The sequence below is a fragment of the Rhodococcus sp. P4_C10 genome, assembly GCF_056402135.1.
The window spans coordinates 76,016-90,486 of sequence record NZ_JBFUHZ010000023.1 but is presented as its reverse complement, the minus strand read 5'-3'; the positions used below and the strand labels follow the sequence as shown (position 1 = coordinate 90,486).

Here is a 14,471-nt window from a genome sequence, read left to right as displayed (position 1 = left end):
GGCGCGGCGCGGGAAGGGACCTCGAGATCAGGTGCGCGCACATTATCTGTGGGCCGCCGGTGAGAACTCGTCGGCCCTGTTGTGGCGGGCAACGGGCGGCTGCCCGCGTCCATGGTAACTTGCGCCACTGCCGGATCGGGTGCATGCATGGCGAATGTCACCCGCGCGTCGGGTGGCCGCGCCGCGGAATCGGCGGGCAACCGTACGTCTAGGCTGTCCGCATGGGAGCCAATTCCTCGGATTCGTTGACGCCAGCCATAGCCGCCGATCACCCGGGAGTGGGCGAACTGTTCGCCGTTCTCGCGTACGGCGAGATCTCCGCCTTCTACCGCCTCGCGGAGGACGCGCGGATGTCCCCGACGCTGCAGGGCCGGGTCGCGCTCGCCCGGATGGCGGGCGCGGAGATGCGGCACTTCGTGACACTCGAGACGACGATCACCGCCCGCGGCCACGACGTGTACGAGGCGATGGCGCCGTTCGTCACGCCGCTCGACGACTTCCACGCCGCCACCCACCCGTCGACCTGGCTCGAAGCCCTGGTCAAGGCGCATGTCGGTGACGGGATCGCCGCCGACTTCTACCGCGAGATCGCGGACTCGCTGGACCCGTCGGTGGCCGACGTGGTGCGGGAGGTGCTGGCCGAGACCGGGCACTCGGAGTTCGTGGTGCAGGAGGTGAGCGCGGCCGTCGCGTCGAGCACCCAGGACAAGGACCGGCTGATGCTCTGGGGCCGGCGCCTGCTCGGCGAGGCGATCACCCAGGCACAGTACGTGATGGCGCAGCGCGAGGCGTTGACGGAACTGGTGATCACCGCCAGCGGCGACCTCAACGGCATCGCGGCGCTGTTCGACCGCATGCAGGAACGGCACGCCGAACGGATGGCGGTCCTCGGACTGGTCTGACCCGCACGGCCGCGCGCTGTTCGCTCTCGGCACAGCGTGGACGCCGCGTCGGGCCCGGTCGCTGCACTAGCCTGGGCAGCGGTAGTGATGGCACGAGATTTCGGAGGTTGGCCGTGGAGGTCAAGATCGGCGTTTCTGACAGCCCGCGTGAGCTCAACGTGAACAGCAGCCAGACCTCGGAAGAGGTCGAGGCGCTGGTGGCCGCCGCGTTCAGTGGCGACTCGGCCGGGATGCTCGCGCTCACCGACGACAAGGGACGCAAGTTCCTGGTCCAGGCCAGCAAGGTGGCATACGTGGAGATCGGCCCGTCCGACATCCGCAAGGTCGGGTTCGCCTCGACCAGCTAGTCGCACCGGAACGAGAAGGATCCGGACACGAAGACGGGGCGCGGACAATTCCGGGCCCCGTCTTCGTGTCCTTCGGTGTCTCGAGTGCCTAGGAGTGCTCGGGTGCCTAGGAGTGCAGGGGCACGTGGGACAGGCCGCCCCAGGCGAGCACGACGGTGGTGTCCACCGCCTCCTCCTTGGGGATGGGCCGGTTGGCCTGCAGCCAGTACCGGGCGGTGAACTGGCTGGTGCCGACGAGGCCGACGGCCAGGATCCGGGCCCGGTAGGGGTCCAGCCCCGAGTCGTGGCTGACCAGGTCGAAGACGGCGTCCACGCAGGCCTCGGTGGCCTGGTCGACGCGGGCGAGCACCTGCGGGTCGCCCATCAGGTCGGACTCGAACACCAGTCGGTAGCCCTGGCTGTCGTTGTCGACGAAGTCGAAGAAGGCCTGCACCGCCGCGCGCACGCGCTGCCGGTTGTCGGTGGTCGAGCGCAGGGCCTGTCGCACGCCGGAGATCAGGCTGTCGACGTAGCTCTGCAGCACCGCGAGGTAGAGCTCGAGCTTGCCGGGGAAGTGCTGGTACAGGACCGGCTTGCTGACGCCCGCACACTCGGCGATCTCGTCCATGCCTGCCGAGTGGTAGCCGCGGGCCACGAACACCTCGCTGGCCGCCTGCAGCAGCTGCAGTCGGCGGGCGTCACGCGGCAGCCGGGTGCTGCGCTTGGCAGGGGCGGCAGGCGCGGTGGAGCGATCGGACGTGGCCCGATCGGCGAGTTCTGTCATGGTGGTTCCCATCTTGCTTTGTCACCGTCGCAGCTGGTGCCGTGGTGAACTTGCTCCCTGCACCGGGTGCACAAAGTTATCGAAGACTACCCGGACGGTCTCCGGGACAACGGCGCAATGGCGCATGCTGTACGGATGAGTATTCCAGGTCCCGGACTCGGCGACCTCGACCAGTGCTCGCCGCCCTGGCCGGCCACCGAGATCGAGCTCGGTGGGAACCGGGTGAACGTGCGCCGCACTCCCGGCGGCGCGGGTGCCGAGCCGGGCCTGTACCTGCACGGTCTCGGCGGATCCTCGCTCGCCTGGACCGACCTCGCGGCGTTGTTGAGTCCGCTCGTCGACGGGCACGCGCTCGACTTTCCGGGGCACGGCTACTCCGGGCCGGCCGCCGACGACGACTACTCGGTGGACCGGCTGGTGCTGCTGACGATCGAGTACCTCGAACGGATCGGCCCGGCGCACCTGGTGGGGAACTCGTTGGGCGGGGCGGTCGCGGTCCGGGTCGCCGGTCGTCGGCCGGATCTCGTACGCACGCTGACACTGATCTCGCCCGCCTTCCCGGACCTGCGGCCGCAGCCGCGACGGCTGGCCTACCTGCCGCTGTCGCTGCCCGCCGTTCCGGTCCTCGGCGGCTGGGCTGCGGGGCTGATGGCGCGCGTGCCGGCGGAACAGCAGGTGCGGGCCGAGATCGCCGCGGTGTGGGGCGGCGACCCGTCCGGCATCGACCCGGTGCGGCTCGGTCAGGACGTGACGTTGGCCGAGGACCGGGCCGCCATGTCGTGGTCGGCGGTGGCGGTCGCCCGCACCTTCACCTCGTTGCTGCACAGCTGGACGGCAGGTCGTGGCCGCCACTGGGGCGCGGCCCGGGCGGTGCTCGCACCGACCCTGGTGATCTGGGGCGAGGCCGATCGACTGGTCGGGGTGGGGCTCGCGCGCCGGGTCGCCGAGGCGATCCCCGGCGGCCGATTGCGGGTGCTGGAGGGGGTCGGGCACATGGCTCAACGGGAGGCGCCGGTCGAGTCCGCGGCTGCCATTGCGGACCTGCTCCGCGGTGCCGCGGAGCGGGCCGGATCCGGCGCGCCGGATGGCGCCGGCGGCGGTCTGTGAGATTCTGGCTGGGTGACTGATCGAGGTGGACCGCGGCTGCGGGGCAGCATCCCGCTTGGTCCAGGCGACGGTGGCGACCCGGACGAGGACCGCGACGAGGGCTGGAATCCGGACGACGCCGACGCCCGGCGGGTGGGCTCGCACCAGCCGTTGCGGGCCAAGTGGGACCCCACCAGCCGCGACGTCGGACGGCCCCGGACCCCCCGTCCGGAACGCCAGGCACGCAAGCAGAGCAAGCTCGGGAAGTTCGTCGCCGTGTACGGGTGGCGTGCCTACGCGATCCCGATCCTGCTGGTGGTCACGGTGCTGGTGCTCGTCGACGCCGTCCGCGGCGGCGTCGTCACCGACCAGACCGCGGCCGTCGACCCCGGCTTCGGCGCGCGCAGCACCAGCACCGACGGCACCGACGTGATCGGGGTGCCGCCGAAGGCCGACGGCAACTTCGCGGAGTCGATCCCGTCCGGTTCGCTGCCCGAGGGCGGCCCGTTCACGGTGACCGGCGCGGGCACCTGGCACGTGGTGCCGGGCACCCGAGACCAGGTCGGCCACGGTGCGGAAGAGGTCTTCACCTACACGGTCGAGGTCGAGGACGGCGTCGACACCGCCGGTTTCGGTGGTGACGAGTCCTTCGGACGGATGGTCGACGAGACCCTTTCCAACCCGAAGAGCTGGACCCACGACCAGCGGTTCGCCTTCCGTCGCATCGACAGCGGGGAACCCACCTTCCGGATCTCGCTGACCTCGCAGATGTCGATCCGGGAGGCCTGTGGGTACGACATCCAGCTCGAGGTGTCCTGCTACAACCCGGGCATCAACCGGGTGGTGCTCAACGAGCCGCGCTGGGTGCGTGGCGCCGTGGGCTTCCAGGGCGACATCGGCTCGTACCGCCAGTACCAGATCAACCACGAGGTCGGGCACGCCGTCGGCTACCAGCAGCACCAGCCGTGCGAGGCGGACGGGGGCCTCGCGCCGGTGATGATGCAGCAGACCTTCGGCACCTCCAACAACGACATCGCGAAGCTGGACCCGGAGGGCGTCGTCCCGATGGACGGCAAGACCTGCCGCTTCAACCCCTGGCCGTATCCGAGGGGCTAGCGGTCAGCTGCCGGCCTCGTGCACCCACGGTGCCAGCTGCTCGCGCTCCTCGGCGGTGAGCCGGCGCAGGCTCTGGGTGTGCGGGTCGCCCAGCGCGAGCTGGGTGGTGGCCAGGACCGCGGGCCGCGAGTCGGCGGCCGCGCCGGCCGCACGCACCTCGTACCGGATGGTCAGGTCCACGGTGCGCACCCGTTCGAGCCACATCGTCACCGACAGCGGGCTGTCGTGGTGGGTCAGCGGGGTGCGGTAGCGCACGTCGAGGTGCGCGACGACGGAGTTCTGCAGCATCGCCGCGACCTCCGGGTCCACGCCGCGCAGCCAGTCGATTCGCGACTCCTCGAGCAGGGTCACCATGCGGGCGTGGTTGACGTGCTGGAAGACGTCCATGTCGGACCACCGCACCGGGACCTCGGCGGTGTAGCTGGTCGGGGTGTGGCCGGCGGTCATCGTGCTCCTCATGGTTTGTACGGGGGCGGACTTCGGGTGCGGCTAGACGGTAGCCGCGGACGCCGCGTTCCGTGGAAGAGTGGGATCGTGCGAGGCGTTGCACCTGCAGGGGTGCACGCCGACCTCAGTCAGTGCCGCCGCCGAATGCGCTCCGCCGGAGAGCGCGCAGTACCGAGGAGCCGAAAGTGTCGTCCACCCCGTCCCCCAAGTCGCAGCCCACGCGTCGGCCGCTGCCGCCGCTGGTCGAGCCGGCCGCCGAGCTGAGCCGGGAGGAGGTCGCCCGCTACAGCCGTCACCTGATCATCCCCGACGTCGGGATGGTCGGGCAGAAACGGCTCAAGAACGCGCGCGTGCTGGTGATCGGCGCGGGCGGGCTCGGTTCGCCGGCCCTGCTGTACCTGGCGGCGGCCGGCGTGGGCACGATCGGCATCGTCGAGTTCGACGAGGTGGACGAGTCGAATCTGCAGCGCCAGGTCATCCACGGGCAGTCCGACGTCGGTCGGCCCAAGGCCGAGAGCGCGCGCGAGTCGATCCTGGGGATCAACTCGAACGTCGAGGTGCGGCTGCACCAGTTCCGGCTCGAACCCGACAACGCCGTCGCGCTGTTCTCCCAGTACGACCTGATCCTCGACGGCACCGACAACTTCGCGACCCGGTACCTGGTCAACGACGCGGCCGTGCTCGCGGGCCGGCCGTACGTGTGGGGCTCGATCTACCGGTTCGAGGGGCAGGCGTCGGTGTTCTGGGATGCCGCTCCGGACGGGCGCGGGCTGAACTATCGCGACCTCTACCCGGAGGCGCCGCCGCCGGGGATGGTGCCGTCGTGCGCCGAGGGCGGCGTACTCGGCGTGCTGTGCGCGTCCGTCGGTTCCATCATGGCGACCGAGGCGATCAAGCTGATCACCGGCATCGGCGAGTCGCTGCTCGGCCGGCTGATGATCTACGACGCGCTCGAGATGAGCTACCGAACCGTGCGGCTGCGCCGCGACCCGGCGCGTGAGCCGATCACCGAACTCATCGACTACGACGCCTTCTGCGGGGTCGTCTCCGAGGACGCGGCCGCCGCCGCGACCGGGTCGACGGTCACCGCGCCGGAACTGGCGGCGATGCTGGCGGCCGGCCGCGAGATCGAGCTGATCGACGTGCGCGAGCCGGTCGAGTGGGACATCGTGCACCTGCCGGGTGCGACGTTGATCCCCAAGGACCGGATCCTGTCGGGGGAGGCGCTCGCCGAGCTGCCGCAGGACCGTCCCATCGTGCTGCACTGCAAGACCGGAATTCGGTCGGCCGAGGCGTTGGCCGCGCTGAAGAAGGCAGGTTTCGCCGACGCGACCCACCTGCAGGGCGGCGTGATGGCCTGGGTGAGTCAGGTGGACAGTTCGCTGCCGGTGTACTGACCCGGCCCCGGGAACGGTCCCGGCAGGGCGCGTCTACTCGGTGGCGCGGGCTGGCAACGGTAGCGTGGTCCCCGTGAGCTCCGTCGAACCCCCCGCGCACGTCCGATCCACGTTCGGGCTTCGAGAAGTGGACCCGATTCCGCTGGGCAGTGACTGGGACGGCGGCTGGCTCTGCGACGACGTGGTGCTCTCGGCGGTGGCCGATCACGCCCGCGCCGCCTGGTCGGCGAAGGTGCGGGAGACGCTCGAGGCGGACGGGGTCCGGCTGGCGCGTCCGGTACGGGCCACCGACGGCAGGTACGTCGTGTCGGGTTGGCGCGCAGACACATTCATTCCAGGGTCGCCGGAGCCGCGGCACGACGAGGTGGTCTCGCTGTCGGTGCGCCTGCATGCGGCGACCGCGGCGCTGGAGCGACCGCGGTTCCTGGTGCAGCCCCCGGTGGCGCCGTGGGAGGACGTCGACGTCTTCGTCGCGGCCGACCGGGCGGCCTGGGAGCAGGTGCCGCTGCGTGGGGTCAAGGGCCAGTTCGAGCCGTCGTCAGCGGACGGACGCACCAGCATCGAGCTGATCAGCCAGCTTGCGACACTACGCAAGCCGGTGCGCAGCCCGGACCAGTTGGTGCACGGCGACCTGTTCGGCACGGTGCTGTTCTCGGGTGCGGATGCGCCGGGCATCACCGACATCACCCCGTACTGGCGGCCCGCGGCCTGGGCCGCGGGCGTGGTCGTGGTCGATGCGCTGTCCTGGGGCGGGGCCGACGAGGAACTGATCGGCCGCTGGGAAGACCTCCCGGAGTGGCCGCAGATGCTGTTGCGTGCCTTGATCTTCCGGCTTGCCGTGCATGCCCTGCACCCGCGGTCGACGTCGGAGGCGTTCCCCGGACTGCTGCGCACCGGCGACCTGATCCGGCTGATGCTCTAGTCCGTCCGTCGATCCGTCCGACAGGGTTCCCGGCCGACGCGGCGGGGTCCTACTCGGGCAGGTTCTCCGCGGCCCAGGTGGTGAGCGCGCTGAGTGCGGGCAGCAGCGCGTGCCCGGCGGGCGTGAGCCGGTAGTCGACCGCGACCGGGGGACCCGGCTCGACCGTGCGCTGGACCAGGCCGGCGCCGGTGAGTTCGGTGAGGCGCTCGGAGAGCATCGAGTCACTGATGCCCGTAACCGCCCGCTTGAGTTCGGAGAACCCGGCCGGGCCGTTGATCAGGGTGCCCAGCAGCACGCCGTTCCAGCGCTTGCCGAGGAAGGTGAACGCCCGCGCCAGGGCCGCGTCACAGACCCGGGGCTCGTGTGTTGTCGCTGCCTCGCTCGCCATGCCGCCATCCTAGTCGAGTGCTACCGTCTGTGTAGTGACTAGTTTTTTCATAGCGACCACGGAGAAAGAAGCATCATGTCCGAGCTGATCGACGACCTCACCCCGTACGCCACCGCGCCGCTCGACGAGGCCGGCCGGGAACTGCTCTTCACGCAGGCGCGCACCGCCAACACCTTCTCCGCCGAACCGGTCACGGACGCGGAACTCGCCGGCATCTGGGAACTGGCCAAGTGGGCCCCCACGGCCGCCAACACTCAGCCGCTGCGGGTGGTGTTCGTGCGCACCGAGGAGGGCAAGGCCCGGCTGGTCCCGAACCTGGCCGAGGGCAACCGCGCCAAGGCGCAGTCGGCACCGGTCGTCGCGGTGCTGGCGATGGACACCGAGTTCCACGAGCACATCCCGGCCTTGCTGCCGTTCCGGCCGGAACTCAAGGACGTCTACGCCGCCAACGACGGCGCCCGGACCTCCGCCGCCGAGTTCAACGCGGCCCTGCAGTCCGCGTACTTCACCCTTGCCGTTCGCGCGCAGGGCCTGGCGGCGGGCCCGATGGGCGGTTTCGACAAGGCCGGCGTCGACGCGGAGTTCTTCCCGGACAGCCGTTTCAAGTCCGTGCTGGTGGTGAACATCGGCCACCCCGGTGTCGACCCCTGGTTCGACCGGCTTCCGCGGCTGGCCAACGACGACGTCCTGGCCTGGGCGTAGCCGCGATCATCGGTGTTGCGGCGTCGTCGGTGTTGCGGCGTCGTCAGGGGCGGCGGGGGGAGTGGCCTTGGCGATCAACTCGGTGAGGAACCGCCGCGCCGCGGTCGCGGCCCCCTCGACGTCCCCGTCGACCACGGCCCGCACCAGCTCGTCGTGTTCGGCCTCGTAGGAGTGTGACGCCGCCACCGGACCGAGGTTGATGGTGTGCTCGATGGCGGGCAGCAGCGAGTCGTAGAACTCGAGGTAGACCTCGTTGTGGCTGGCGGCCACGATCGCCCGGTGCAGGGCCAGGTCGGCCGCGACCGCGTCGCGGCCGGCGTCGCCGGTGGCCGCCTCGGGATTGCGCCACAACTCGTTTCGGGTCGCCAGCAGCTCGCGCAGGTTCGCGACGTCGGCGTCGTCGCGGCGCCGGGCGGCCAGCGCGGCCGCCGTCACGTCGAGGGCCTGGCGCAGCTCGAGTACGTCCCGTTCGTGCGCCGACGCGAAGTACTTCGCCAGCGTGCCGCCGAGGTCGCTGGTGCCGATGACGTAGGTTCCCGAGCCCTGCCGGCGCTCGAGCATCCCCGCGTGCACCAGTGCCTGGACGGCCTCGCGGACGGTGTTGCGCCCGGTCCCGGTCAGCTCGGCCAGTTCCGGTTCGGTCGGGATCCGGGACCCGACCGGCCAGGCGCCGGCGGTGATCTCGTCGCGCAACTGGTCGGTGACCTGAGCGATGAGGCTGGTTCGGCGAACGGGTTGCACGGTTCCCTCTCCGTCGGGTGGTGGTGGCCGCATCTTAACCCGGTTGCACGGCATCATCGGGTCATCCTATGATTTTGGACGACGTCCGAGACAGAGAAGAGTGGGTGTGTGATGACGGTGGCGACCGAGCAGCGGCGGACGATTCCGAAGCGGGCGCTGGTCGCCGGACGGCTGACCGTCCTCGTCGCCATCGTGCTCTCCGCGCTCACCCTGCGCACCGCGGTCACCTCGCTCACCCCGCTGCTCGACCAGATCAGCGCCGAGATCGGATTCGGCTCCACCGTCGTCGGCGTCTTCGGCATGCTGCCCACCGCGCTGTTCGCGGTCGCGGGCCTGTGCACGCCCCGGCTGGCGCTGCGATTCGGGCTCGAGCGGGTGGCCCTGGCATCGGTGGTGATGACCGGCGTGGGAATCGCCACCAGGTCCGCGATGTCCGACACGTGGTCGCTGCTGGCTCTCTCGGCGTTGGCGCTCGGCGGCATGGGCATCGGCAACGTGGTGATCCCGCCGCTGGTCAAGCGGTACTTCTCCGACCGGGTCGCGATGATGAGCACCATCTACATCACCTGCGTGCAGGTCGGGACCGTGCTGCCCGCGCTGGTCGCGGTGCCGGTCGCCGAAGCGCAGGGCTGGCGGTTCTCGCTCGGCATGTGGTCGCTGATCGCCTTCGCGGCCGTCGTCCCCTGGATCTCGATCGTCCTCTCGCGCCGCGGCCACGACCGCCTCGACACCAGCTCCGAGTACGTCGCGAACCCGGCCGAGCCGCACGGGCAGGCCTGGCGTTCGCCGGTGGCCTGGGGGATGGCCGGCATGTTCGGCATGACCTCGCTGATCACGTACTCCCTGTTCACCTGGGTGCCGAAGATCCTCACCGAGGCCGGGGCGAGCGCCGGTTTCGGCGGCACCATGGTCGGACTGTTCGCCGCGGTCGGGTTCATCTCCGCAATCGGTGCGCCCGCGCTGTGCGCGCGGATCGCGAACCCGTACCCCGTCGTGGTGGGCTGCGCGGTGTTCTACCTGATCGGCTTCGCCGGGCTGCTCTTCGCCCCGATGGGGGCGCCGGTGCTGTGGATCCTCTTGGTCGGCCTGGGGCCGAGCACCTTCCCGATGTCGCTGACCCTGATCAACCTGCGCACCCGTACCGGCGCCGGCTCCGCCGCGCTGTCCGGTTTCACCCAAGGCCTCGGTTATGCCGTCGCCTGCCTGGGGCCGCTGCTGTTCGGAGTGCTGCACGACGTCACCGGTGGCTGGGCGTGGCCGTTCGGCCTGTTGCTCGGTGCCGTCGCGGTGATCCTGGTGTCGGGGTATGTGGCGTGCAAGCCGCGCTACCTGGAGGATTCCTGGGGTCCGGCCACGGCCCGGTAACACCGGTTCACATCCGGTAACACCCCGTTTACCTGCGGGTTTGTTCTCACCGCAGGCGTCGGAGCCGGGTGAGCGCAAGTTCACTGCCGAGTCACGGTCGGCAGCACCGGGGCAACATCTCGCTCGTAGTGTCGGGTCTCCCACGCCATCGAGGAGGCCCTGTGACCGCCGAGAACCTGCTCTCCCGCAACCACTACATCCCGCACTGGGACGCCGAGGACACCGAAGCCTGGGAGTCCGGCGGGAAGGAGATCGCCCGCCGCAACCTGATCTGGTCGGTGATCGCCGAGCACGTCGGTTTCTCGGTCTGGTCCATCTGGTCGGTGATGGTGCTCTTCATGCCCGCCGACGTGTACGGCATCGACCCCGCCGGGAAATTCTTCCTGGTGGCCGTCCCGACCCTGGTCGGTTCGCTGATGCGGATCCCGTACACCGTCGCGACGGCTCGGTTCGGTGGTCGCAACTGGACGGTCTTCAGTGCGCTGGTGCTCCTCGTCCCGCTGCTCGCCACCCTCTACCTGATGCTCAACCCGGGCTACTCATACACCGTGTTCCTGCTGGTCGCGGCGCTGGCGGGGGTCGGCGGCGGTAACTTCGCCTCCTCGATGACCAACATCAACGCCTTCTACCCGCAGCGGCTCAAGGGCTGGGCACTCGGGCTCAACGCGGGCGGCGGCAACATCGGGGTGCCGGTGATCCAGCTGATCGGTCTGCTCGTCATCGCGACCGTCGGCAACACCGCCCCGTGGATCGTGTGCGCCATCTACCTGGTGTTCTGCGGTGTCGCGGCCGTCGGTGCCGCGCTGTACATGGACAACCTCGGCGGTCAGACAGCGGACCTGCGGGCCATGGGACGGGCCCTGAAGTTCCGGGACTCGTGGATCATCTCGTTCCTCTACATCGGCACGTTCGGGTCGTTCATCGGGTTCTCCTTCGCCTTCGGCCAGGTGCTGCAGATCAACTTCCTCGCCGGCGGGGACACCCCGGCGCAGGCCGCCCTGCACGCCGCGCAGATCGCGTTCATCGGCCCGCTGCTCGGTTCGATCGCCCGGCCCCTCGGCGGCGCCCTCGCCGACCGCATCGGCGGAGGCAAGATCACCCTCTACACCTTCGGTGCGATGGCACTGGCGGCCTCGGTACTGGTCGCGGCGGGCACCGTCGACGACGCGACCGCCGGTGCAGCCAGCGGGCCGGTGATGGTGACGCTGGTGCTCGGTTTCATCGCCCTGTTCCTGCTGTCGGGGCTGGGCAACGGCTCGGTGTACAAGATGATCCCCTCGATCTTCGAGGCCAAGGCGCAGTCGCGCGGCGACCTCGACAAGGCGGGCCGGGCGGCCTGGTCGCGCACCATGTCCGGCGCGCTGATCGGCTTCGCCGGCGCGATCGGCGGACTCGGCGGCGTCGGCATCAACCTGGTGCTGCGGGCGTCCTACAACAGCCCGGCGAAGTCCGCGACCATGGCGTTCTGGGTGTTCCTCGGCTTCTACGTGGTGTGCCTGGCCGTCACCTGGGCGGTGTTCCTGCGCCGCCAGAGTCGGGCCGCGGACGCCGCCGAGGACGACCGCGCCGCGGTCCTGGTCTGAGCAGGAGCGGCCGTGACCATGGCAGACCCGGCGGGCACCGGGCACACAGCACAGCATTCGATCGACCGGGAGGACGCGGCATGAACAGCAAGTCGGTAGTGGTGGTCGGGCACGGAATGGTGGGGCACCGGTTCGTCGAGGCGCTCCGTGCTCGGGACGACGCGGGGCAGTGGCGGGTGACCGTCCTGTGCGAGGAGCGCCTGCCCGCCTACGACCGGGTGGGGCTCTCGTCCTACGTCGGGTCCTGGGACGCAAAGGAACTCGCGCTCGCCGGCAACGACTACCCGGGCGACGCCCTGGTCGACCTGCGGGTCGGCGAGTCCGCGGCATCGATCGACAGGGCCGCGCGCACGGTCACCACCACGGCGGGCGAGGTGCTCGCCTACGACTCGCTGGTGATGGCCACCGGCTCCTACCCCTTCGTGCCGCCGGTCCCCGGACACGATCTGGACGGCTGCTTCGTCTACCGCACCCTGGACGACCTCGACGGCATCCGGGAGCGGGCCGAGCAGGGCGGCCCGGGCGCGGTGGGAGTCGTGGTCGGCGGTGGCCTGCTGGGGCTGGAGGCCGCCAATGCGCTCAAGCTGATGGGGATGACCCCGCACGTGGTCGAGTACAACCCGCGACTGATGCCGGCCCAGGTGGACGAGGGCGGCGGCGCGCTGCTCGAACGGCTGGTCACCGCCCTCGGCCTGGTCGTGCACACCGGCGTGTCGACCTCGTCGATCACCGAAGGGCCCGAGGGGATCTCGGTCGAACTGTCCGACGGCTCGGTACTCGAGGCGGCCGTGCTGGTGTTCTCGGCGGGGGTCCGCCCCCGCGACCAGCTGGCCCGCGAGGCCGGACTGGACGTCGCCGAACGCGGCGGCATCCTCGCCGACCTCGGCTGCCGCACCTCCGACCCGGACGTGTACGCGATCGGTGAGTGCGCCGCTGTCGAGGGACGCTGCTACGGGCTGGTGGCGCCGGGCTACACCACCGCCGAGATCGTCGCCGACCGCCTGCTCGGCGGCGCGGCCGAGTTCCCGGGGGCGGACCTGTCCACCAAGCTCAAGCTGATGGGCGTCGACGTCGCCAGCTTCGGTGATGCGCACGGGCAGACGCCCGGCGCGCTCGCGGTGGTGCTCAGCGACGCGGCCAAGGGGACCTACGCCAAGCTGGTGGTCTCCGACGACGCCAAGACACTGCTCGGCGGCATCCTGGTCGGCGACGCGTCCGCGTACTCGTCGCTGCGGCCACTGGTCGGCCGGGAACTGCCCGGCGATCCGGCCGCCCTGATCTCGCCGGCCGGCGAGAAGCCCGGTGCCGGAGCGCTTCCCGACGACGCCGAGGTGTGCTCGTGCAACGGCGTCGCGAAGGGCACGATCTGCGGTGCGATCGCCGACGGCGCCTGCGACATCGCGGCGGTGAAGGCCTGCACCAACGCCGGCACCACCTGCGGCGGCTGCCTGCCGACGGTGAAGGCACTGCTGGCGTCGTCCGGGGTGGTGATGTCGAAGGCACTCTGCGAGCACTTCGAGCAGTCCCGGGCCGAGCTGTTCCAGATCGTCCAGGCCACCGGAACCCGCACCTTCTCCGCGTTGATCGCCAAGTACGGCAAGGGGTCCGGCTGCGACATCTGCAAGCCGGTGGTGGCGTCGATCCTTGCCTCCACCGACTCCGACCACATCCTGCACCGTAGTCAGGCGTCGTTGCAGGACACCAACGACCACTTCCTGGCCAACATCCAGCGCAACGGCACCTACTCGGTGGTGCCGCGGATGCCGGGCGGCGAGTGCACGCCGGAGCAGCTGATCGTGATCGGCGAGGTGGCCCGTGACTTCGGGCTGTACACCAAGGTCACCGGCGGCCAGCGGATCGACCTGTTCGGCGCCCGCGTCGAGCAGCTGCCGGCGATCTGGAAGCGCTTGGTGGACGCCGGCATGGAGTCCGGTCAGGCGTACGGCAAGTCGCTGCGCACCGTGAAGAGCTGCGTCGGGTCCACCTGGTGCCGGTACGGCGTGCAGGACTCGGTCGGGATGGCGGTGAACCTGGAGAACCGCTACCGCGGTCTGCGGTCGCCGCACAAGCTGAAGTTCGGGGTGTCGGGCTGTGCCCGCGAGTGCGCTGAGGCGCGGGGCAAGGACGTCGGCGTCATCGCCACCGAGAACGGCTGGAACCTCTACGTCGGCGGCAACGGCGGCCAGTCCCCGAAGCACGCCCAGTTGCTCGCCGGCGGGCTCGACGACGAGACCCTGGTCCGCTACATCGACCGGTACCTCATGTTCTACATCCGAACCGCCGACCGGCTCCAGCGCACCGCGCCGTGGGTCGAGGCCCTCGACGGCGGCCTCGACCACCTCAAGGCCGTCGTGTGCGAGGACAGCCTCGGGATCGCCGCGGAGCTCGAGGCGGCCATGGCCAAGCACGTCGACGGCTACCGGGACGAGTGGGCGGGGGTGCTCGACGACCCGGAGAAGCTCTCCCGGTTCGTGTCCTTCGTCAACGCGCCGGACGAGGCGGACCCCACGGTCGCGTTCGACGACTCCGGCGCCCGGAAGGTCCCGGTGCTGATCGGGATGCCCGCGGTCCCGGCGCCTGCGCCGGCCGTGCCCGTCGAGCTGTAGGCCCCTCAGCTGTGTCCGGCACCCCAACGAAGTGGTGCCGGGCACTCCTTACGGAGCGGGAATGCCGACTTAACGCCGAGGAAACACCCCCCAACTAGAAATAGGG

The 14,471-nt window shown here is 70.4% G+C and carries 14 protein-coding genes; 10 read left to right on the top strand and 4 right to left on the bottom strand.

The window, feature by feature from the left end; genetic code table 11:
• The first annotated feature begins 221 nt into the window (after nucleotides 1-221).
• Entirely contained in the window at nucleotides 222-902 is a 681-nt protein-coding gene (locus AC1DWC_RS16735; protein WP_477909780.1) for a ferritin-like fold-containing protein, read from the top strand.
• Between the two features lie 113 nt (nucleotides 903-1,015).
• On the top strand, nucleotides 1,016-1,249 hold the full coding sequence (locus AC1DWC_RS16730; RefSeq protein ID WP_072843573.1) for a DUF3107 domain-containing protein: 234 nt from the start codon (nucleotides 1,016-1,018) through the stop codon (nucleotides 1,247-1,249).
• A gap of 106 nt (nucleotides 1,250-1,355) precedes the next feature.
• Here AC1DWC_RS16730 and AC1DWC_RS16725 read toward each other — a convergent pair whose 3' ends face one another.
• Complete coding sequence (locus AC1DWC_RS16725; RefSeq protein WP_072843788.1) at nucleotides 1,356-2,012, bottom strand: HTH-type transcriptional activator FasR; 657 nt, start codon at nucleotides 2,010-2,012, stop codon at nucleotides 1,356-1,358.
• A gap of 135 nt (nucleotides 2,013-2,147) precedes the next feature.
• Between AC1DWC_RS16725 and AC1DWC_RS16720 the strand changes: the two genes are divergently transcribed.
• Both AC1DWC_RS16720 and AC1DWC_RS16715 read left to right on the top strand, forming a co-directional pair.
• Nucleotides 2,148-3,119: an alpha/beta fold hydrolase gene (locus AC1DWC_RS16720; RefSeq protein ID WP_477909778.1), complete on the top strand. Its 972-nt coding sequence runs from the start codon at nucleotides 2,148-2,150 to the stop codon at nucleotides 3,117-3,119.
• Nucleotides 3,120-3,251: 132 nt separating this feature from the next.
• Entirely contained in the window at nucleotides 3,252-4,214 is a 963-nt protein-coding gene (locus tag AC1DWC_RS16715; RefSeq protein ID WP_477909839.1) for a DUF3152 domain-containing protein, read from the top strand.
• A gap of 3 nt (nucleotides 4,215-4,217) precedes the next feature.
• On the opposite strand, the gene AC1DWC_RS16710 is transcribed toward AC1DWC_RS16715, so the two are convergent.
• The gene (locus tag AC1DWC_RS16710) at nucleotides 4,218-4,661 is read right to left on the bottom strand and encodes an acyl-CoA thioesterase (protein WP_477909776.1); all 444 of its coding nucleotides are present in this window, start codon (nucleotides 4,659-4,661) and stop codon (nucleotides 4,218-4,220) included.
• A 185-nt stretch (nucleotides 4,662-4,846) separates the two neighbouring features.
• On the opposite strand from AC1DWC_RS16710, the gene moeZ reads away from it, so the two are divergent.
• Entirely contained in the window at nucleotides 4,847-6,058 is a 1,212-nt protein-coding gene (moeZ, locus tag AC1DWC_RS16705) for an adenylyltransferase/sulfurtransferase MoeZ (protein WP_072843786.1), read from the top strand.
• A 73-nt stretch (nucleotides 6,059-6,131) separates the two neighbouring features.
• Entirely contained in the window at nucleotides 6,132-6,980 is an 849-nt protein-coding gene (locus AC1DWC_RS16700; protein ID WP_072843785.1) for a TIGR02569 family protein, read from the top strand.
• A 49-nt stretch (nucleotides 6,981-7,029) separates the two neighbouring features.
• On the opposite strand, the gene AC1DWC_RS16695 is transcribed toward AC1DWC_RS16700, so the two are convergent.
• Complete coding sequence (locus tag AC1DWC_RS16695) at nucleotides 7,030-7,368, bottom strand: winged helix-turn-helix transcriptional regulator (RefSeq protein WP_072843570.1); 339 nt, start codon at nucleotides 7,366-7,368, stop codon at nucleotides 7,030-7,032.
• A gap of 75 nt (nucleotides 7,369-7,443) precedes the next feature.
• On the opposite strand from AC1DWC_RS16695, the gene AC1DWC_RS16690 reads away from it, so the two are divergent.
• Nucleotides 7,444-8,070 carry a malonic semialdehyde reductase gene (locus AC1DWC_RS16690; RefSeq protein ID WP_477909774.1) on the top strand — a complete coding sequence of 209 codons (627 nt, stop codon included), beginning with the start codon at nucleotides 7,444-7,446 and terminating at the stop codon, nucleotides 8,068-8,070.
• Nucleotides 8,071-8,076: 6 nt separating this feature from the next.
• Here AC1DWC_RS16690 and AC1DWC_RS16685 read toward each other — a convergent pair whose 3' ends face one another.
• The gene (locus AC1DWC_RS16685) at nucleotides 8,077-8,811 is read right to left on the bottom strand and encodes a FadR/GntR family transcriptional regulator (RefSeq protein WP_477909772.1); all 735 of its coding nucleotides are present in this window, start codon (nucleotides 8,809-8,811) and stop codon (nucleotides 8,077-8,079) included.
• Between the two features lie 111 nt (nucleotides 8,812-8,922).
• Here AC1DWC_RS16685 and AC1DWC_RS16680 point away from each other — a divergent pair, with 111 nt between their 5' ends.
• From AC1DWC_RS16680 to nirB, 3 genes are all read left to right on the top strand, one after another.
• Nucleotides 8,923-10,176, top strand: coding sequence for an MFS transporter (locus tag AC1DWC_RS16680; protein WP_477909770.1), 1,254 nt, complete (start codon nucleotides 8,923-8,925; stop codon nucleotides 10,174-10,176).
• Between the two features lie 161 nt (nucleotides 10,177-10,337).
• Entirely contained in the window at nucleotides 10,338-11,759 is a 1,422-nt protein-coding gene (locus AC1DWC_RS16675; protein WP_477909768.1) for an MFS transporter, read from the top strand.
• 80 nt (nucleotides 11,760-11,839) lie between these two features.
• Nucleotides 11,840-14,365, top strand: coding sequence for a nitrite reductase large subunit NirB (gene nirB / locus AC1DWC_RS16670; protein ID WP_477909766.1), 2,526 nt, complete (start codon nucleotides 11,840-11,842; stop codon nucleotides 14,363-14,365).
• Nucleotides 14,366-14,471 lie beyond the last annotated feature (106 nt).